Below are 15,233 nucleotides of genomic sequence, written 5' to 3'. Positions count from 1 at the left end.
GATTGGGAGAAACAGAGGTCATCGTCCGGTCCGGCTACTTCGGCAAGGTGCCGACGCAGGGCGATTTCGTCTCGAACGGGCTGCAGCGCAACCTGGCCGATGCGCTTGACCGCTGGCTCCGCCAGGCGATGCAGCAAAGCCAACGCCGGATGGGACGGGACTGGCTGGACGCCTTCCTGGTCGCGCCGATCTGGCGAATGGCCCTGACCTCGGGCACGCTTGGCCCCGATCCCGTCGTCGGGCTGATGATGCCCAGCGTCGACCGGATCGGACGCTACTTCCCGCTTGTGATCGCGGCCCAGCTGACCGGCCTTTCTCCGGACGTTCACGACATGATCGCCCTTACCGAGTGGTATGATGCGGCAGAAAAGCTGGCGCTTTCCACCCTCGATCCCGGGTTTCTCTTCGCGAACTTCGACCAGGCCGTCACCAGCCTTGGGATGCGCATCCTGCCGGAGTTCTGGTCGCGGCACTCCAAAGGCAAGCCGCTTTCGGTCTGGTGGTGCGGATCGTCACCGGACGAAGTGGTCCAGTTCAACGGAATGCCCGATCCGCATGATTTCGAACGACTTTTCCTGCTTACAACAACTGTCGAAGCGGTGTCACCCGCGGCCCAGCAACCACCTGTTTCTCAAACCAACCGGACCCTCCTTTCGGTCGACTGTGCCGCCGCCTCGCTGAAAGGCCTGCGCAGTCCGGCCCTGATGGAAGCGACCGCCATTGCTGAGAACCAACAGGCGATGAGCGTTATCAGTGGCGTCGGCAAGCTCGTCGGCACCAGGGTCGCGGTCCAGATCGTGGCAGACACCCTAAGCACCATCGAAAACCCGTTCTCGATGAATGACCTGGTCGCCGAGGCCAAGGGCAAGCTTGGAACGGCCAACGCTCTTTTGCGTGCCCGCAATCAGCCGCCGGGCGAAGTATCTGCGGCATCGACGGTCACCCTGCTTGTGCAGGCGCAGCGCTATTCCGTGCTCTGGGCGGGCAACGCCCGCGCCTATCTTCTGCGCGACGGCGTGATGACGCTTCTGACGCGTGATCATGTCGAGGCGAGGCTGCCCACGGTCTTGATCCGCGCCGTCGGCGGCCCCGGCCCGCTTTTGCTTGACACGGTGGCCGGCGAAGCGCGCGAAGATGACAGATTCCTCTTGTGCTCCGCAGGTTTGGCGGTCGCCCTGACAGAACAGGAAATAGCTTCAACGCTGGCCAATGCTGCCTCTGCGCAACAGGTTGTCACACGTCTGACACAGGACGCCCTCATTGCCGGGGGCGCCGCCGATGTGACTGCTCTTGCTGTCATTCTATCGGCGCGTGCGCCCGGCCGTCGCCCGTGATCTTGGTCCGCCTTAAGGAGTGGTTGATGAAACGTTCCTGCCTAAGCTTGCTTCTGACCGTCGCCCTTGCGGCCTGCGCGCCCGCCGACGGCCCGACTACGAGTGGCGTGGTCTCCAAGGCGAACCAGAACGAAGTTCCGATCCTGCAGCTTGACGCAGCTACAGTCGCTGCCCTTGGCCCGGTGAGGAAAACTTCGAGTCTTTCAGGCTTTTCCGGGCAGTCCTATGTTCCGGGCATCATCAAGCCAGGAGACACCATCTCTGTTTCGGTTTTCGACACGGGCGAGTCCGGCCTTTTCTCGGCTACCGATGTCGCCAACGTATCGCTTGGGGAGTTCGCGGTTTCGTCAAGCGGCACGGTATCCCTGCCTTTCATCGGTACGGTCAATGTCGGGGGGCGGTCGGTCAACAGCGCACAGCAGCTTCTGACTGACAAGCTGCGCGAGACCTCGGTCAATCCGTCTGCGACAGTGAACATCCTCCGCAAGGAAAGCGACAGCTACGCCGTGCAGGGCAGCGTGGCCAGTGGCGGCACCTATGATCTTACGGCCCGGTCCGAGAGGCTATTGGATGGAATAGCCGCCGCCGGTGGCGCCCAGGGGGCTCCTGAAGAAACCATCGTGACGCTTGTCCGTGGGTCGAAGACGGGTAGCCAGTCCCTCGCGTCGATCATCGCCTCACCGGATCAGAACGTCGCCATCCAGCCAGGCGACGTGATCATCGTCGGCGGCGGCGAGGCATCGTTCATCGCCGACGGTGCCTTGCCCAGCACGGGGGAATTCAACTTCGTCGAGGGCGACTTCACCCTTGCGCAGGCCGTCGCACAGGCCGGTGGCCTTTCCGACAGCCGCTCGAACCCCCGGGCCGTCTTCGTCTTCCGTCGCATGCCCGAAGGAGAGAGCTTCATCCTCCGCGACACGCAAGGCAACCAGCGGCGGATCACCGGGGATGTCATCTTCCGCGCGAACTTCAGGGATCCGTCGGAACGCCTGCGCGCCAACCGCTTCCAAATGCGCGATGGTGACGTGCTCTATGTCGGAAATGCGCCGTTGGCGAATTTCTCGAAGTTCTTTCAGATATTTAACAGCCCGCCAGAGATTCCTGCCGTGCCGGAACTGTAAGACCGGCAGGAGACTGATCAATCGCTGAGGGCTTTGCAATCACGCCCATTGCAGGGTTCGCAGTTCGGCGACAGGGTGAGACAAGGGCTGTCATCGGCAGACCGGCACCACTGCTGGCGGGGAAATCGACATGACGCAGAGGATAGAAGACCTCCTGCTCCGTCTGACCGATCCGGTCGGCCCGCAGGGGTTTCTGAATGCGGGCTACGCGACCATCCGGGCCGACGGCAGGCTTGATGCGGTCGCGGTGGGACGCAGGACGCCCGATGGATCCATTCCGGCGACAGACCCGAATGCGCGCCTGCGCATGGCTTCCATTTCCAAAGCGGCAACCGCACGGGCCGTCTGTGCGCTGGTCGTCCGTGGCGAGATGTCGCTTGACGCGACCGTCACGGACGCCCTTTCGTGGCCCGCGCGCCCGGCATGGCTGCGGCAGCACCCGGTCACGATCCGGCATCTCCTGAACCACACCTCCGGTCTGACGGATGCCGCAGGGTATCTGGTCGATCCGGGCGAAAGCCTGCTTCAGTTCATCGATGCGAATGAGAAGGCGGTATCGGGGCGGCAGCCCGGGGCATACTTCGCTTACGCCAATCTGAACTACGTTCTGCTTGGTCACGTGATGGAGACGGTCACGCGCCGTCGGTTCGACCATATCCTGCAGGACGAGGTACTGACGCCCGCAGGCATTGCCGGTGGCTTCACCTGGGCTGGGGTGCCCCTTCCCGAACGCGCGAACCGCCTGCCGCTCTACCAGCGCGGCAAAGACGGCCTGACGGTGCAGGCCGATGCCGACGATGCCGACTGGCATGCCGACATCATCTGGCGCGGCGGGCGCGGGCATTCCTTCCGCGACTATCGCCTTGGCCGGGATACAAGCCTCCTCTCGCCCCACGCAGGCCTGCGAATGAATGTGGTCGAGGCTGCGCGCCTGGCCCGGTTCCTGGGCGACGCATCGCCAGCCGGGCAGCTGCAGCGTGAAGTTTCCTGGCGCTACGATCCCTCAGCCGCCAATGGCGAAGACTGCGACGGGCTGTTCACGGCCTTCGGGCTCGGCCTCACGATCTACGAAAGCCATCCCCGCATCCCCGGCCACCTGATTGGCCATGCGGGCCATGCGCTCGGCTTCACCGGCGGGGCCTGGCACAACGTAGATACCGGCATATCGCATGCCTACTTCCTGACCGGCTCGCGCGACGAAACCGAGGGGCTGGATGGTGAGGTCTTCTATGGCCCGGGCGAACTCGCCCTGATGCAGCAGTTCTGATGCGGTTTTTCAACCTGCGGCTTTCCGCCGATTCTTTTGGCAGTGCCGCCGAAGCGCGCCTTGCCGCAACGTCAATGCAAATAAAGTCTTTCAATCTGCGCGCGAACTGGGTGTCATATCCGGTATTCCGAACCAAGCGGCACCGCCAAACAGAGCGCCGCAACAGCAACCAACAGCAAAGGGGGTTTAGATGACTATCAGAACCGTTCTGGCCGCGACCGTCGCACTCTATGCACTCACCGCCGGGCTTGGCCTTGCCGAGGCCGTGCATCCCACGACCGGGGAGAAGCTCTCGGACAACCAGACCTACACCTACCGCGATCTGGACAACATCATCACGCTCGACCCGCAGCTCGTCGAGGACAACGCAGGCCACGACGTCGCCCGCAATCTCTTCGAAGGCCTGATGAACCAGGACGAAAAGGGCGGTCTGGTCCCCGGCGTCGCCGAGAGCTTCACCGTCAGCGAAGACAACAAGACCTACACCTTCATCCTGCGCAAGGATGCCAAGTGGTCCAACGGAGACCCGATCGTCGCGGGCGATTTCGTCTACGCCTGGCAACGGGCGGCCGATCCCGCATTGGCGTCGAACTATGCCTGGTATCTCGAACTCGCCACCATCAAGAACGCCAAGGCCATCGTCGCGGGCGAGATGCCGGCCGACCAGCTGGGCGTGAAGGCGGTCGATGACTACACACTGGAAGTCCAGCTTGACGAACCGACCCCGTTCTTCGCCGAAATGACGACCTTTGCCACCCTCTTCCCCGCCCACAAAGCCACCATCGAAAAGTTCGGTGCCGACTGGACGAAGGCGGGCAACATCGTGTCGAACGGCGCCTACACGCTCAAGGAGCTTGTGCCCAACGAACGCCTCGTGATGGTGCGCAACCCGATGTACTGGGACAACGCCAACACGATCCTTGAGACCATCACCACCCTGGTCATCAACGACGAAAACCTTGCCCTGACGCGCTATCAGGCGGGCGAGCTGGACAAGACCGACATCCCGATCGGCCAGTATCCCGATCTGGAGGCGTCGAACCCGGATGAGGCGACCTCGGTGCCGAACCTCTGCACCTACTATTACACCGTCAACCTCAGCGACACGGGCAACCCGGCGCTTAAGGACGTGCGTGTGCGACAGGCACTGGCCTATGCGCTTGACCGCGATGTGATCGTAAGCTCGGTCCTGAAAGGCGGCCAGTATCCCGCCTACAACCTGACCCACCAGTACACGAACGGCTTTGAAATGCCCGCCATCGACTATGCCGGATGGTCCCAGGCCGACCGCGATGCCAAGGCCTTGGAGCTGATGACCGCCGCCGGGTTCGGGCCTGACAAGCCGCTTGACCTGACGCTGATCTACAACACGTCCGATGCGCACAAGGCGCTGGCCACGGTCGCTTCGCAGATGTGGAAGCAGAAGCTGGGCGTCAACGTCACACTCGCGAACTACGAATGGAAGACCTACCTCGAAATCCGCGCGCAGCAGCAGTTCGACCTGGCGCGCTATGCGTGGTGCGGCGACTACAACGAAGCCTCGACCTTCCTGAACATCATGACCACCGGCAATGAGGCCAACGACGGCAAGTTCACCAGCGCCGAGTATGACGCGCTGATGGCCGAGGCGAAGACGCTGGCCGATCCCACTCCGAACTACACGAAGGCGGAACAGATCCTGGCGGCCGAAATGCCGATCCTGCCGCTTTATCAGTATACGTCGAACTTCATGCTGCGCGCGGACATCAAGGGTTATCCCTACGACAACGTGCAGAACAACTGGTACGGCAAGGACATGTATCGCGTCGCCGAATGACCATGCCCCGCGCGTGCGGCCTGCGCTGACCGCAGGCCCGCACGCGCCCTTTGCACGGAACCAGCCATGCTCAACTTCATCGCCAGGCGGCTTGCCGTCGCAATTCCGACCATTCTGGTCCTCATCATCGCATCCTTCCTGCTGATGTATTCCGCGCCGGGTGGCCCCTTCACCGCTGAGCGCAGGCTACCCCCCGAAGTCCTGGCAAACATCGAGGCGAAGTACGGCCTCGACCAGTCGCTGCCGATGCAGATCGTGAACTACACCTGGGGGGTCATCGCGCATTTCGACTTCGGCCCCTCGTTCAAATACAAGGACCTGACGGTCAACGACCTGATCGAAGCCGGTTTCCCCGTGACGCTGACCTACGGCGGCATTGCTTTCGTGCTCGCCGTCCTTGTCGGTGTCAGCCTTGGCATCACGGCCGCCGTCCGGCAGAACACGTGGCTTGATTACCTCGCCGTCGGCGTCTCCATCGGCGCGCAGGTGCTGCCGAACTTCGTGCTGGCGCCGATCCTCGTCCTGGTCTTCACCCTCTGGCTGGGCTGGCTGCCCGGCGGCGGCTGGCAGGGCGGGCAGTTGCCCTACATCGTCATGCCGGTCATAGCACTCGCCACCAGCTACATGGCCTCCATTGCGCGGATCACCCGGTCGTCGATGCTTGAGGTGCTGAACGCCAACTTCATCCGCACTGCCCGGGCGAAAGGCCTGCCGACGCGCCGGATCATCCTGCGCCACGCGCTGAAACCCGCACTTCTGCCGCTTCTGTCCTACCTGGGGCCAGTGTTCGTCGCGATGGTGACGGGATCGGTCGTCGTGGACCTCTATTTCACCACCGGTGGCATCGGGCAGTACTTCGTCGATTCTGCCTTGAACCGCGACTATTCGGTCATCATGGGCATCACGATCCTGACCGGCGTGCTGACCATCACCTTCAGCCTGGTGGTCGATGTGCTTTACGCCTGGATCGACCCGAAAATCCGGTTGTGAGGGGAAAATGGCCTCCATTCTTGACCCCACCCGCGTTCCCGAAAAGCTGATCACCGCGGCTGCGGATGTGCGCGGACGGTCCCTCTGGCGCGATGCCCGCACGCGGTTCCTGCGCAATCGCGCTGCATTCTGGTCGATGATCGTCCTGATCTTCGTCGGCGTCTTTGCCGCGCTTGGCCCCTTCATCGCGGCCTGGTCGATCGAGGAGATCGACTGGTCCGTGCTTGGCAACGTGGCCGAGAGCGGCCGCCCCTCCATCGCCAACGGCCACTATTTCGGCACCGACGACCTTGGGCGCGACCTTTTTGCCCGCACCGTGCGGGGAACCCAGGTTTCGCTGATGGTCGGCATCATTGGGGCACTGATTGCTGTAGTGGTCGGCACCCTCTACGGCTCGATCTCTGGCTATTTTGGCGGTCGCGTCGACAGCGTGATGATGCGCCTCGTCGATGTCCTGCTGTCGATCCCCTATATGTTCGTGCTGATCCTTATGCTGGTCGTCTTCGGACGGTCGCTGTTCATGCTTTTCGTCGGCATCGGCCTGCTCTCATGGCTTGAGATGTCGCGTATCGTACGGGGCCAGACACTCAGCCTGAAGAACAAGGAATTCGTCGAGGCCGCCATCGCCACCGGCGTGCGCCCGATGCGGATCATCCTGCGCCACATCATCCCGAACCTGCTTGGTGTCGTCGTCGTCTATGCCACGCTCCTGGTGCCGAGCATGATCATCTACGAGAGCTTCATCAGCTTCCTCGGCCTTGGCGTACAAGAGCCCAACACCTCGCTCGGCGCGCTGATCTCGGCAGGCTCTTCGCAGATGCAATACGGCACGCTGTGGCAGATCGGCTTCCCGCTTTTCTTCTTCGTCATCATCCTGTTCAGCCTGTTCTTCGTGGGTGACGGGCTGCGTGATGCGCTTGATCCGAAGGACCGCTGACGAATGCCCTTGTTGTCGGTTGAAAATCTGAGCGTCACCTTCACCACCGCCGATGGAGACGTGAACGCGGTCAACGGCATCGGCTTTGACATCGATGCCTCCGAAACCCTCGCCATCGTCGGGGAAAGCGGGTCGGGCAAAAGCCAGACCGCCTTCGCCATCATGGGCCTTCTCGCCCGCAACGGGCGTGCCTCCGGATCGGTCCGCTTTGACGGCAAGGAAATGCTTGGCCTGTCGCAGTCGGCGCTGAACAAGATCAGGGCGGAAGAGATCGCCATGATCTTCCAGGACCCGATGACATCGCTGAACCCCTACATGCGCATCGTCGACCAGATGACCGAGGTGCTGACCCTGCACAAGGGAATGACCAAAGCCGCGGCCCGGAAGGAATGCCTGCGCATACTGGATGCGGTCCGCATTCCCGATGCCGCGACGCGCATCGACATGTATCCGCATGAGTTTTCGGGCGGCATGCGTCAGCGGGTGATGATCGCCATGGCGCTTCTGTGCAAACCCCGCTTGCTGATCGCTGATGAACCGACGACTGCGCTCGATGTCACGGTGCAGGCCCAGATCATCGCCCTCCTCCAAGAGGTGCGCCGCGATTTCGGCACCGCGATCATCCTCATCACCCATGACCTCGGCATCGTGGCAGGCACCTGCGACCGCACCATGGTAATGTACGGCGGCCGCCTGATGGAGGCGGGAACGACCGAAGACCTCTTCGCCAGCCCAAGCCACCCCTACACGCTCGGCCTCCTGCAGGCCGTGCCGCGCCTTGACCGCGACGATGACCGCCTGCGCACGATCGCGGGCGAGCCGCCGAACATGACCGGTCTGCCGGACGGCTGCCCCTTTCAGCCGCGCTGCCGCTGGCAGATGCCGGTCTGCGCCAGCACGATGCCGCCCCTCGCCGCCACCAATGCCCGGATGCGCGCCTGTCACGCCAGTCCAGAGGTGGTCCGATGACACCGCTTCTGCAGGTCCAGAACCTGGAAGTCACCTTCTCCATCCCGAAACGCGGCGGCTGGCCCTGGACGCCGCCAAACGTGCTGCGCGCTGTCACCGATGTGTCGTTCGACCTGAACCCCGGCGAGACGCTGGGCATCGTCGGCGAAAGCGGATCGGGCAAGTCCACCCTTGCCCGCGCCATTGTCGGTACCGTGCCCGCATCCGGGGGCAAGGTGCTCTGGCAGGGGAAAAACCTGCTCGGCCTGACCGGCGATGCCCGCCGCGCGCAGCGCCGCGACGTGCAGATGATCTTCCAGGATCCCCTAGCCGCCCTGAACCCCCGGATGCCGGTGGGTGAGATCATTGCCGAACCGCTGATCACCCACCAGCCCGACACGCCACGGGCCGAGGTCCGCGCCCGCGTGCGCGACATCATGGAACGCGTGGGCCTTCTGCCCAACCAGCTGAACCGCTACCCGCATGAGTTTTCCGGCGGCCAGTGCCAGCGTATCGGCATCGCCCGCGCCCTGATCCTGAAGCCGAAGCTTGTCGTCTGCGACGAACCCGTCTCCGCGCTCGACGTGTCGATCCAGGCGCAGGTGGTGAACCTTCTGGCCGATCTGCAGCGCGACATGGGCCTTGCGATGATCTTCATCGCGCATGACCTGAGCGTGGTGAAACACATCTCGGACCGGGTCATGGTGATGTATCTCGGGCGCGAGATGGAGCTGGCACCTGCGCGCGACCTGATCCGCCAACCGCGGCATCCCTACACGCAGGCGCTGATCGCATCGGTCCCGGTCCCCGACCCGGCAAAGGAACGCGCCCGCCCCCGCAGGGTGCTTGAGGGCGACCTGCCCTCACCTCTCCGCCCGCCATCAGGCTGCGTTTTCCGGACACGCTGCCCGATCGCCCGGGCTGACTGCGCGATGCAGGTGCCGGTCATGACCGCAGTCTCGGGCCTGCATGAGGTTGCCTGCCCCTACGGGACCGCAAACGGGTGAGGCGATCCCGAAGTCCCTTGTCTCCGCTATAGCCCTTGGTGCAGAGAACCGTTGGCTGCAAGCTGCGCAGAACGTGCGAGTGTCGGGGAAGTGTTGGCCGAGTCGGGCCGATTCAAGCGGCCCACTCGGGCGCGGTTTCGGTCACGAGGCGAAAGCCCAGATGCGCCGGCGGCAGGCCCGAGGCGCAGCCTCCGTTTGCTGGGTCGCGAACAAGATAGTGCATCACCGCCTCATGCAGTCCTCCCATGATGAAGGCCGGGCAGTTCGCAGGCGAGGTGCGTGCGCTGTCGCCGTCATAGCAGTCCTGCGTCCATTCCCAGACGTTCCCGTCCAGATCGCGCAAACCAGCCGAGGTCGTTGAAAAGTCGCCCGTGGGGTGAAGCGCCCGGTCTACGCCCGGCGCTTCGACGAGATAGGCCGACGCCCAGCGAAGCTCTGGCGCGGTAAAGATCGGGTCAGGGGTTTCCGGCAAGACCTCGTCTGCCAAGGCATACCACTCCGCCTTGGTAGGCAGGCGATACCGCGCGCCGGGCTTGGAGTTCATCCAGGCAATAAACTCCTGCGCGTCGACATAGCTGATCCCGGTTGCGGGATAGTCCTGCTCGTCATCGGGCGCGCGCAATTCGAGCGTACAGCCACCCTCGGCGTGGCATACAGACCATTCCTTCACGGTGATTTCAGTCCGGCTGACATAAAGCGCCTGATCGGCACCAAGCCTGACTGGCACCAGATCAATTGGCATAGGATTAGGCCCGCCCAGCCAAAGCAGGGCGGACCCAACAGTTGCACCTACGGCAGCAAGAGCCAAGGCACGCATGGCCAGACCGTATCGTCCTCTTGATGCCGGGGGCCGTTCCATCTCTTTGGTTCTCAGGTCTCGAAGGTTCTCGGGGCCACGACCTGCTCCATCAGCGCATTGTTCCAGTCGCCCTCGACCACGAAATGGGCGGTGGCCCCAAGCATCACGGCCTCGATCAGGTTGTGATTGACGTAGGCGTAGACGCCCGGCTGCTCGAAGGTGTACATCGCCGCCCCTGACGAGCCGCCACGGATCAGCCAGGTCTCAAAATTGGTCGCGGGCGCGTCGTTGAACGACCCTGCCTCCCAGACATAATTGCCATGCCCGCCAATCAGATGGGGCCGCGTGTCGCGGTTGGCCTGGTTGTGGATCATCAGCACCGTGTTGCCCACCTTGCTGCGCAGCGCCTTGTCGCCGGTCAGCGCGCCAACGGCACCGTTGAACACCGAATGCGTTGGGATCAGCCCGCGCATCGCCTCCAGACTGTCGGAATAGTCTTCGCCCGCGGTGGAATAGGTCTTGTAGGTGCCGTCCTCGTTCTTCGGCAGGTAGTAGTCCTGCTCGCCGATATACGCGATCTCATCGTAGCGCAGCGGGTTGCCCTTGCCGTCCTTCAGCCCGTCGCGCGGCAGTACCATCATCGTGCCGTTCATGCCGTGGCAGACGTGATAGGGGATCATCTCTCCCCCAGGGGCGCAGTGATAGGTGAAAACACCCGATTTAGTCGCCTTCCAGCGCAGCACGGCTTCTTCGCCGGGGAAGACATGCGTCAGTGCGCCGCCGCCAAGCGCGCCCGTCGAGGCATGAAAGTCGATGTTGTGCTCGAATACGCTGTCGGCCGGGTTGCGCAGCGTCAGTTCGACATAGTCGCCCTCATGCGCGATGATCAGCGGACCGGGGACCGAGCCGTTGTAGGTCAGCGCCCAGATCTCGGCCCCGGTATCCTCGTCGACCTTCATGAGGCGTTCCTGCGTCTCCATGTAGACCTCGATGATCTTCGGGCCTCCGGTCGCGACCTGTTCGTGGACAGGGGCAAAGGGCGGTGCCACAAGCTCTTGCTTGACGCGGGTATAGCCGGTCAGGTCCGCAGGCGGCGCCTTCGCAATCGCCTCCTCCTGTACGCGGATCAGCCCTTCGGGAACCCGCGCGGGCATCGGCATCGGGCCACGGGGTGTGCGGGCCTGGCCCATTCCGGCACCAAGGGCCGCAGCCCCCGCCGCAAGCAATGAGCCCTGCAGAACGCTGCGCCTGCTGGCAATGCCAAGGCCCCGGGTGATGAGTTTCGTCATGATCATTCCTCCGATTTCGGTTTGACTTTCAAAGACCTGCAAGCGCAGCCTCAAGCCGCTCCTTCGCCTTCTTGGGGATCCGGCCTTCCAGGAAACCTTCGGGAACCGTGGTCGCATCGCCAACCGCGATCACCATGACCATACCCATCGCGAAATGCGGCTTGCAGCGCACCCCGTAAAGGCCGGGCTGCTCGAAAGTGACGGTAATCTCCTCGTTGAGCTTTCCCTCGAAAGCGGTCGCACCTTCGGGCAGCATGCCTTCGATCGTCTCGGCATTGTGGCCTTTGTCGGTGGCCACGAAGCGGACGCTGTCACCGGGGAGAAGCTTCACAAGTGCAGGCTCGAAAACCATCGTTCCGGCCTCGCCCTTGTTCAGCATCTTCACGTCCACGGTTTCCGCCCGCGTCATGCCTGCCAATGCCAGGCTGATGACCGCCGCTGTCGTCAGTTGACGAAACATTTTGTTGTCCTTTTCTGTCGCCTTCGCTGGCAACCATTTAGCCATCACGATCCGATCCGACTTTGCGCGGGATCAAACTCTGCGTAAGTTGGGCTGCACCGACAGGCCCACTTGGAAAGGCTGCAAAGTGTTGAAACGGCTGGACGAAAGCCTTGTGATGTCGCTGCCGCCGTTTTCGGGTCTGGAGCGCGTTCAGGTGCGCGCCATCCTGGATGAGGCCGCGGCGCATCGCCATGAGGCCGGGGCGACCGTCTTTGCCGAAGGCGCCAGCGCCACCCATTTCTACCTTTTGCTGGACGGCCACGTCCGGGCGCAGCGCGTGACCGCGAACGGCGAGCAGGTCATCCTGCACGAGATCCCACCCGGAGAATTGTTCGGCATCGCCCGGGCCCTGGGCCTTGATGCCTATCCGGCGACTGCCGTGGCGGTGTCGGAAAGCATCATTCTGGCGTGGCCCACGCGGCTTTGGGACGACTTCATGGCGCGGTTCGACGGGTTCGCCCGCCAGACCTTCCGCACCATCGGCCTGCGGATGCACGACAAGAACGCCCGGATCATGGAGATGGCAACGCAGCAGGTCGAGCAACGGATTTCCAACGCCCTTTTGCGGCTGGTGAACCAGTCGGGCCGGAAGACCGCGATCGGCATCGAGATCGACTTTCCGATCACGCGGCAGGATCTGTCGGAAATGAGCGGCACAACCCTGCACACCGTCAGCCGCGTCCTAAGCGCTTGGGAGAAGTCAGGGATCGTCCAAAGCGAGCGCAAGAAGATCACCGTAGTCCAGCCGCACCAGCTTGTACTGCTGGCGCAGCCGCAGACATGATGGCCGTGCGCAATTCGGCCAGCAAGACGTCGGGGTCGATGCCGTATTCGGCGCAGGCGTCATCGACGGTGTGAAACGGGCCGATCATGCAGCCGACGCAAAGCATGCCGCGCGCGATGAACACCGACATCGTTTCCGGCCACCGGCGCATGATGTCGGCAATCGGCAGATCGGGATCATCGAGGGACGGTACGCGCATGGGCTTCTGCCTTTCGTTCCGGCAGTGTCGCCCAAGATAGGGTCCTGGACTTTGTTGCGGCACAAACTCTTCGTCCGTGACAGCCTGCCCTCGTTACTGACTCCTCGTCCGCGGGCGGCGGCGGCAGGCTGCCGATGCCCCTGACCGGGCTTCGTGGCCTACGAAAAGGCCACCCCCATCGCCAGACTTGTCGAGACAGCCGCTCTGTGCGATGAAATTCCGATGGGAGACGTCGACACTGAACAGGCTGACAAGCTACGCCCGGCGGCGGGATATACTGCACCTGCCGGCGCCGCTTATGCCTATGTCGGCGACCGTTTGCGCGAACTTCGGAAGCAATCCGGCCTGACGCAGGTCGAGGTTGCCCGGATCATCTCTGTCAGCCCTCAGCAGTATCAGAAGTACGAGGACGCCCAAAGCAAGTGCAGCCTGACGACGCTGATCGCGCTGTCGGAACACTACGACGTGGCCCTTGCGTCCTTGCTGCCGCCGACGACACTGGTGGCCGAGACCCCGCCCGCCGAACCGCCGCGGAAGCTGCCGGACATCCCGACCGAGGCAGATCTTCTCGCCCGTCTGGTCGGCGCCTTCGTCAAGCTTCGCGACACCGAACAGAAGACCCGCTTCGTTCAGCTGGTCGAAGCCATCCAGAACTCGCATGACCGAACGAGCTGAAAGCAATGCACCCTTTGCCGAGTTCGTCGCGCAACGCCTCGACGCAGAGGAACGCGATGGCCTTGCAGGCGAGTCCGTCGTCATCTGCTTTGCCGCGGAGGGCAACCAGGTGCTTTTCGTCTCCGAGGCATTCGAGCGGCACACAGGCTATCCGGCACAAGAAGCGATCGGTCGCAACCTTTCGTTCCTGCAGGGCCCCGAGACCGAGCCCGAGGCGGTCGAGAAGTTCCGCCATCTGATAAGCACCGGCAGCGCCGGTACCGTCCTGATCACGAACTACCGCAAGGACGGATCGCGCTTCCTGCACGAATGCGAGTTTCGCCCCGTTCGCGACGGCTCGGGCATAATCACGCACTTCATCACCATCCAGCGCCCGGTTTAAGCGCTGCACCGCGACCGAAGCTACCATTTTGTGAGGAAGCGCGGATCGACGCTCTCATAAATTGCGTGCGCCTCGGGCAACTGATCTCCCCAGAATTGCAAATTCTCAAAATTTGGAGCCAAAATACAATCTTAAGTAGAGTGCGCCCCAAAAGGACCTAATTTCATAAGAAAAAACCCCACATTCTCCTCAATCCAGTCAAGGTCTACCTGTACCCAGAGCGAGAACAGACATCGCAATCGGGGCTGAACTGACCATGATTCTCTACTCTCACAGGCTTCACGGCGTCCTCCATCAGATGGTCAACGAGCTGGGTCTCGACCTGATCATTTCTGACGACAACTCGCCAGTTTCGTTGTCAGACAACGAAGCGACGTTGAACGACGTTTCTGCCGGTCTGAACATCGAGATGAAGAAGCTCGCAGGGGCAAACGGGTCCGTTCTCTACCGGTTCCGGAGGCGCACCTGATGACCAGCGTCGCGAAGATGGACACGGTCGGACGCCGCCGCGCCGGCATGCCGCTTGCGCGAGCCGAGCGTCTGGCGGCGAAGACCGAAACCCGGTCAAGCGCAAGCCCGCGGTTCTATGCAGCCCTGGGATTTGCGGCGATAGCGGGCCTGGTGGGCTACGGCGTCGTCCAGAACGGACATGACGCCGGCATGCCCGAGCTGGCGCTCGCCGTAGCGAAAACTGACGCAGCCGCACCGGCAGCCGCGATGTCGCCGGAAGCCCCCGTCAGCCTTGCAACCGCTGCTTCCCCCATCGAAGCCATGCCGACCACCGAAGCTTCCGCCGCGCCAAGCGAGGCCCTGCCCATGGTCGCCTCGGCCGCAGAGCCTTCAACGGCTGTCGCCGCGTCGGCCAGCTGCCTCGACACCATCGAAGGGCTGCTCGCTAGCCTTCAATCGGCAGCCGCGACCGACGGACGCTGGGCGACGCAGCAAGATGGCCTCGGCAAGCTGGTCCAGGCAACGCTCGACTGCGAAGAGGCAGATTTCCGCGTCGCGGGCAGCATCGAGCTGGCTGGCAGCGGCCTTGCGGACCTCAAGATCCGCTGGGACCGCGAAAGCAAGGTGCTCGATCTCGCCATGATCGACAGCTTTGCCGAGCCGCCGACGCAGGAACCTGCGTCGTCCGACGACCAGGCAATCGAATTCGTGATCCGCTGAGAGAGGAGCAGTC

At 63.0% G+C, this 15,233-nt stretch carries 17 protein-coding genes; 13 read left to right on the top strand and 4 right to left on the bottom strand.

Going from position 1 to position 15,233, the window contains the following annotated elements:
* Nucleotides 1-2 precede the first annotated feature (2 nt).
* From tagF to ACRCSW_RS16145, 8 genes are all read left to right on the top strand, one after another.
* Nucleotides 3-1,334 carry a type VI secretion system-associated protein TagF gene (gene tagF, locus ACRCSW_RS16180; RefSeq protein WP_438706678.1) on the top strand — a complete coding sequence of 444 codons (1,332 nt, stop codon included), beginning with the start codon at nt 3-5 and terminating at the stop codon, nt 1,332-1,334.
* A 26-nt stretch (nt 1,335-1,360) separates the two neighbouring features.
* Nucleotides 1,361-2,455 carry a polysaccharide biosynthesis/export family protein gene (locus ACRCSW_RS16175; protein ID WP_438706677.1) on the top strand — a complete coding sequence of 365 codons (1,095 nt, stop codon included), beginning with the start codon at nt 1,361-1,363 and terminating at the stop codon, nt 2,453-2,455.
* A 130-nt stretch (nt 2,456-2,585) separates the two neighbouring features.
* Complete coding sequence (locus ACRCSW_RS16170; protein ID WP_438706676.1) at nt 2,586-3,722, top strand: serine hydrolase domain-containing protein; 1,137 nt, start codon at nt 2,586-2,588, stop codon at nt 3,720-3,722.
* Between the two features lie 190 nt (nt 3,723-3,912).
* Nucleotides 3,913-5,538 carry a peptide ABC transporter substrate-binding protein gene (locus ACRCSW_RS16165; RefSeq protein ID WP_438706675.1) on the top strand — a complete coding sequence of 542 codons (1,626 nt, stop codon included), beginning with the start codon at nt 3,913-3,915 and terminating at the stop codon, nt 5,536-5,538.
* A 66-nt stretch (nt 5,539-5,604) separates the two neighbouring features.
* Nucleotides 5,605-6,528 carry an oligopeptide ABC transporter permease OppB gene (oppB, locus tag ACRCSW_RS16160; RefSeq protein ID WP_438706674.1) on the top strand — a complete coding sequence of 308 codons (924 nt, stop codon included), beginning with the start codon at nt 5,605-5,607 and terminating at the stop codon, nt 6,526-6,528.
* Nucleotides 6,529-6,535: 7 nt separating this feature from the next.
* Nucleotides 6,536-7,465, top strand: coding sequence for an ABC transporter permease subunit (locus ACRCSW_RS16155; RefSeq protein WP_438706673.1), 930 nt, complete (start codon nt 6,536-6,538; stop codon nt 7,463-7,465).
* A gap of 3 nt (nt 7,466-7,468) precedes the next feature.
* Nucleotides 7,469-8,434, top strand: a complete 966-nt coding sequence (locus tag ACRCSW_RS16150; protein WP_438706672.1) for an oligopeptide/dipeptide ABC transporter ATP-binding protein — start codon at nt 7,469-7,471, stop codon at nt 8,432-8,434.
* A complete protein-coding gene (locus tag ACRCSW_RS16145) occupies nt 8,431-9,420 on the top strand; it encodes an oligopeptide/dipeptide ABC transporter ATP-binding protein (protein ID WP_438706671.1) in 990 nt (329 codons plus the stop codon). Before ACRCSW_RS16150 ends, ACRCSW_RS16145 begins: the two co-directional genes overlap by 4 nt.
* A gap of 112 nt (nt 9,421-9,532) precedes the next feature.
* Here the strand turns inward: ACRCSW_RS16145 and ACRCSW_RS16140 are convergent, their stop codons facing one another.
* The 3 genes from ACRCSW_RS16140 to ACRCSW_RS16130 form a co-directional block, all read right to left on the bottom strand.
* A complete protein-coding gene (locus tag ACRCSW_RS16140) occupies nt 9,533-10,162 on the bottom strand; it encodes a formylglycine-generating enzyme family protein (protein ID WP_438706670.1) in 630 nt (209 codons plus the stop codon).
* Between the two features lie 128 nt (nt 10,163-10,290).
* Entirely contained in the window at nt 10,291-11,508 is a 1,218-nt protein-coding gene (nirK, locus tag ACRCSW_RS16135; protein WP_438706669.1) for a copper-containing nitrite reductase, read from the bottom strand.
* Between the two features lie 28 nt (nt 11,509-11,536).
* Nucleotides 11,537-11,968, bottom strand: a complete 432-nt coding sequence (locus tag ACRCSW_RS16130) for a pseudoazurin (RefSeq protein WP_438706668.1) — start codon at nt 11,966-11,968, stop codon at nt 11,537-11,539.
* A 130-nt stretch (nt 11,969-12,098) separates the two neighbouring features.
* On the opposite strand from ACRCSW_RS16130, the gene ACRCSW_RS16125 reads away from it, so the two are divergent.
* The gene (locus tag ACRCSW_RS16125) at nt 12,099-12,794 is read left to right on the top strand and encodes a Crp/Fnr family transcriptional regulator (protein WP_438706667.1); all 696 of its coding nucleotides are present in this window, start codon (nt 12,099-12,101) and stop codon (nt 12,792-12,794) included.
* Here ACRCSW_RS16125 and ACRCSW_RS16120 read toward each other — a convergent pair.
* Nucleotides 12,742-12,993 carry a DUF1858 domain-containing protein gene (locus tag ACRCSW_RS16120; protein WP_438706666.1) on the bottom strand — a complete coding sequence of 84 codons (252 nt, stop codon included), beginning with the start codon at nt 12,991-12,993 and terminating at the stop codon, nt 12,742-12,744. The two genes, ACRCSW_RS16125 and ACRCSW_RS16120, sit on opposite strands and share 53 nt — an antisense overlap.
* Before the next feature lie 222 nt (nt 12,994-13,215).
* On the opposite strand from ACRCSW_RS16120, the gene ACRCSW_RS16115 reads away from it, so the two are divergent.
* From ACRCSW_RS16115 to ACRCSW_RS16100, 4 genes are all read left to right on the top strand, one after another.
* Nucleotides 13,216-13,668, top strand: a complete 453-nt coding sequence (locus tag ACRCSW_RS16115) for a helix-turn-helix domain-containing protein (RefSeq protein ID WP_438706665.1) — start codon at nt 13,216-13,218, stop codon at nt 13,666-13,668.
* Complete coding sequence (locus ACRCSW_RS16110) at nt 13,652-14,050, top strand: PAS domain-containing protein (RefSeq protein WP_438706664.1); 399 nt, start codon at nt 13,652-13,654, stop codon at nt 14,048-14,050. Before ACRCSW_RS16115 ends, ACRCSW_RS16110 begins: the two co-directional genes overlap by 17 nt.
* Nucleotides 14,051-14,306: 256 nt before the next feature.
* Nucleotides 14,307-14,519 (top strand): hypothetical protein, encoded by a 213-nt coding sequence (locus ACRCSW_RS16105; protein ID WP_438706663.1) that lies wholly within the window; start codon nt 14,307-14,309, stop codon nt 14,517-14,519.
* Entirely contained in the window at nt 14,519-15,220 is a 702-nt protein-coding gene (locus ACRCSW_RS16100) for a hypothetical protein (RefSeq protein WP_438706662.1), read from the top strand. The genes ACRCSW_RS16105 and ACRCSW_RS16100 overlap by 1 nt, the downstream gene beginning before the upstream one ends.
* Nucleotides 15,221-15,233 lie beyond the last annotated feature (13 nt).

The organism is Tabrizicola sp., assembly GCF_051645465.1.
Lineage (GTDB): Bacteria > Pseudomonadota > Alphaproteobacteria > Rhodobacterales > Rhodobacteraceae > Tabrizicola.
The sequence above is the reverse complement of the archived record's forward strand: the minus strand, read 5'-3'. Positions and strand labels throughout refer to the sequence as shown.

What these genes read in the sequence shown, in the direction of transcription:
- ACRCSW_RS16175 (WP_438706677.1), top strand. Translation starts at nt 1,361, where the DNA reads ATGAAACGTTCCTGCCTAAGCTTGCTTCTGACCGTCGCCCTTGCGGCC.
- ACRCSW_RS16170 (WP_438706676.1), top strand. Translation starts at nt 2,586, where the DNA reads ATGACGCAGAGGATAGAAGACCTCCTGCTCCGTCTGACCGATCCGGTC.
- ACRCSW_RS16165 (WP_438706675.1), top strand. Translation starts at nt 3,913, where the DNA reads ATGACTATCAGAACCGTTCTGGCCGCGACCGTCGCACTCTATGCACTC.
- oppB (WP_438706674.1), top strand. Translation starts at nt 5,605, where the DNA reads ATGCTCAACTTCATCGCCAGGCGGCTTGCCGTCGCAATTCCGACCATT.
- ACRCSW_RS16155 (WP_438706673.1), top strand. Translation starts at nt 6,536, where the DNA reads ATGGCCTCCATTCTTGACCCCACCCGCGTTCCCGAAAAGCTGATCACC.
- ACRCSW_RS16150 (WP_438706672.1), top strand. Translation starts at nt 7,469, where the DNA reads ATGCCCTTGTTGTCGGTTGAAAATCTGAGCGTCACCTTCACCACCGCC.
- ACRCSW_RS16145 (WP_438706671.1), top strand. Translation starts at nt 8,431, where the DNA reads ATGACACCGCTTCTGCAGGTCCAGAACCTGGAAGTCACCTTCTCCATC.
- ACRCSW_RS16140 (WP_438706670.1), bottom strand. Translation starts at nt 10,162, where the DNA reads ATGCCAATTGATCTGGTGCCAGTCAGGCTTGGTGCCGATCAGGCGCTT.
- nirK (WP_438706669.1), bottom strand. Translation starts at nt 11,508, where the DNA reads ATGACGAAACTCATCACCCGGGGCCTTGGCATTGCCAGCAGGCGCAGC.
- ACRCSW_RS16130 (WP_438706668.1), bottom strand. Translation starts at nt 11,968, where the DNA reads ATGTTTCGTCAACTGACGACAGCGGCGGTCATCAGCCTGGCATTGGCA.
- ACRCSW_RS16120 (WP_438706666.1), bottom strand. Translation starts at nt 12,993, where the DNA reads ATGCGCGTACCGTCCCTCGATGATCCCGATCTGCCGATTGCCGACATC.
- ACRCSW_RS16115 (WP_438706665.1), top strand. Translation starts at nt 13,216, where the DNA reads ATGGGAGACGTCGACACTGAACAGGCTGACAAGCTACGCCCGGCGGCG.
- ACRCSW_RS16110 (WP_438706664.1), top strand. Translation starts at nt 13,652, where the DNA reads ATGACCGAACGAGCTGAAAGCAATGCACCCTTTGCCGAGTTCGTCGCG.
- ACRCSW_RS16105 (WP_438706663.1), top strand. Translation starts at nt 14,307, where the DNA reads ATGATTCTCTACTCTCACAGGCTTCACGGCGTCCTCCATCAGATGGTC.
- ACRCSW_RS16100 (WP_438706662.1), top strand. Translation starts at nt 14,519, where the DNA reads ATGACCAGCGTCGCGAAGATGGACACGGTCGGACGCCGCCGCGCCGGC.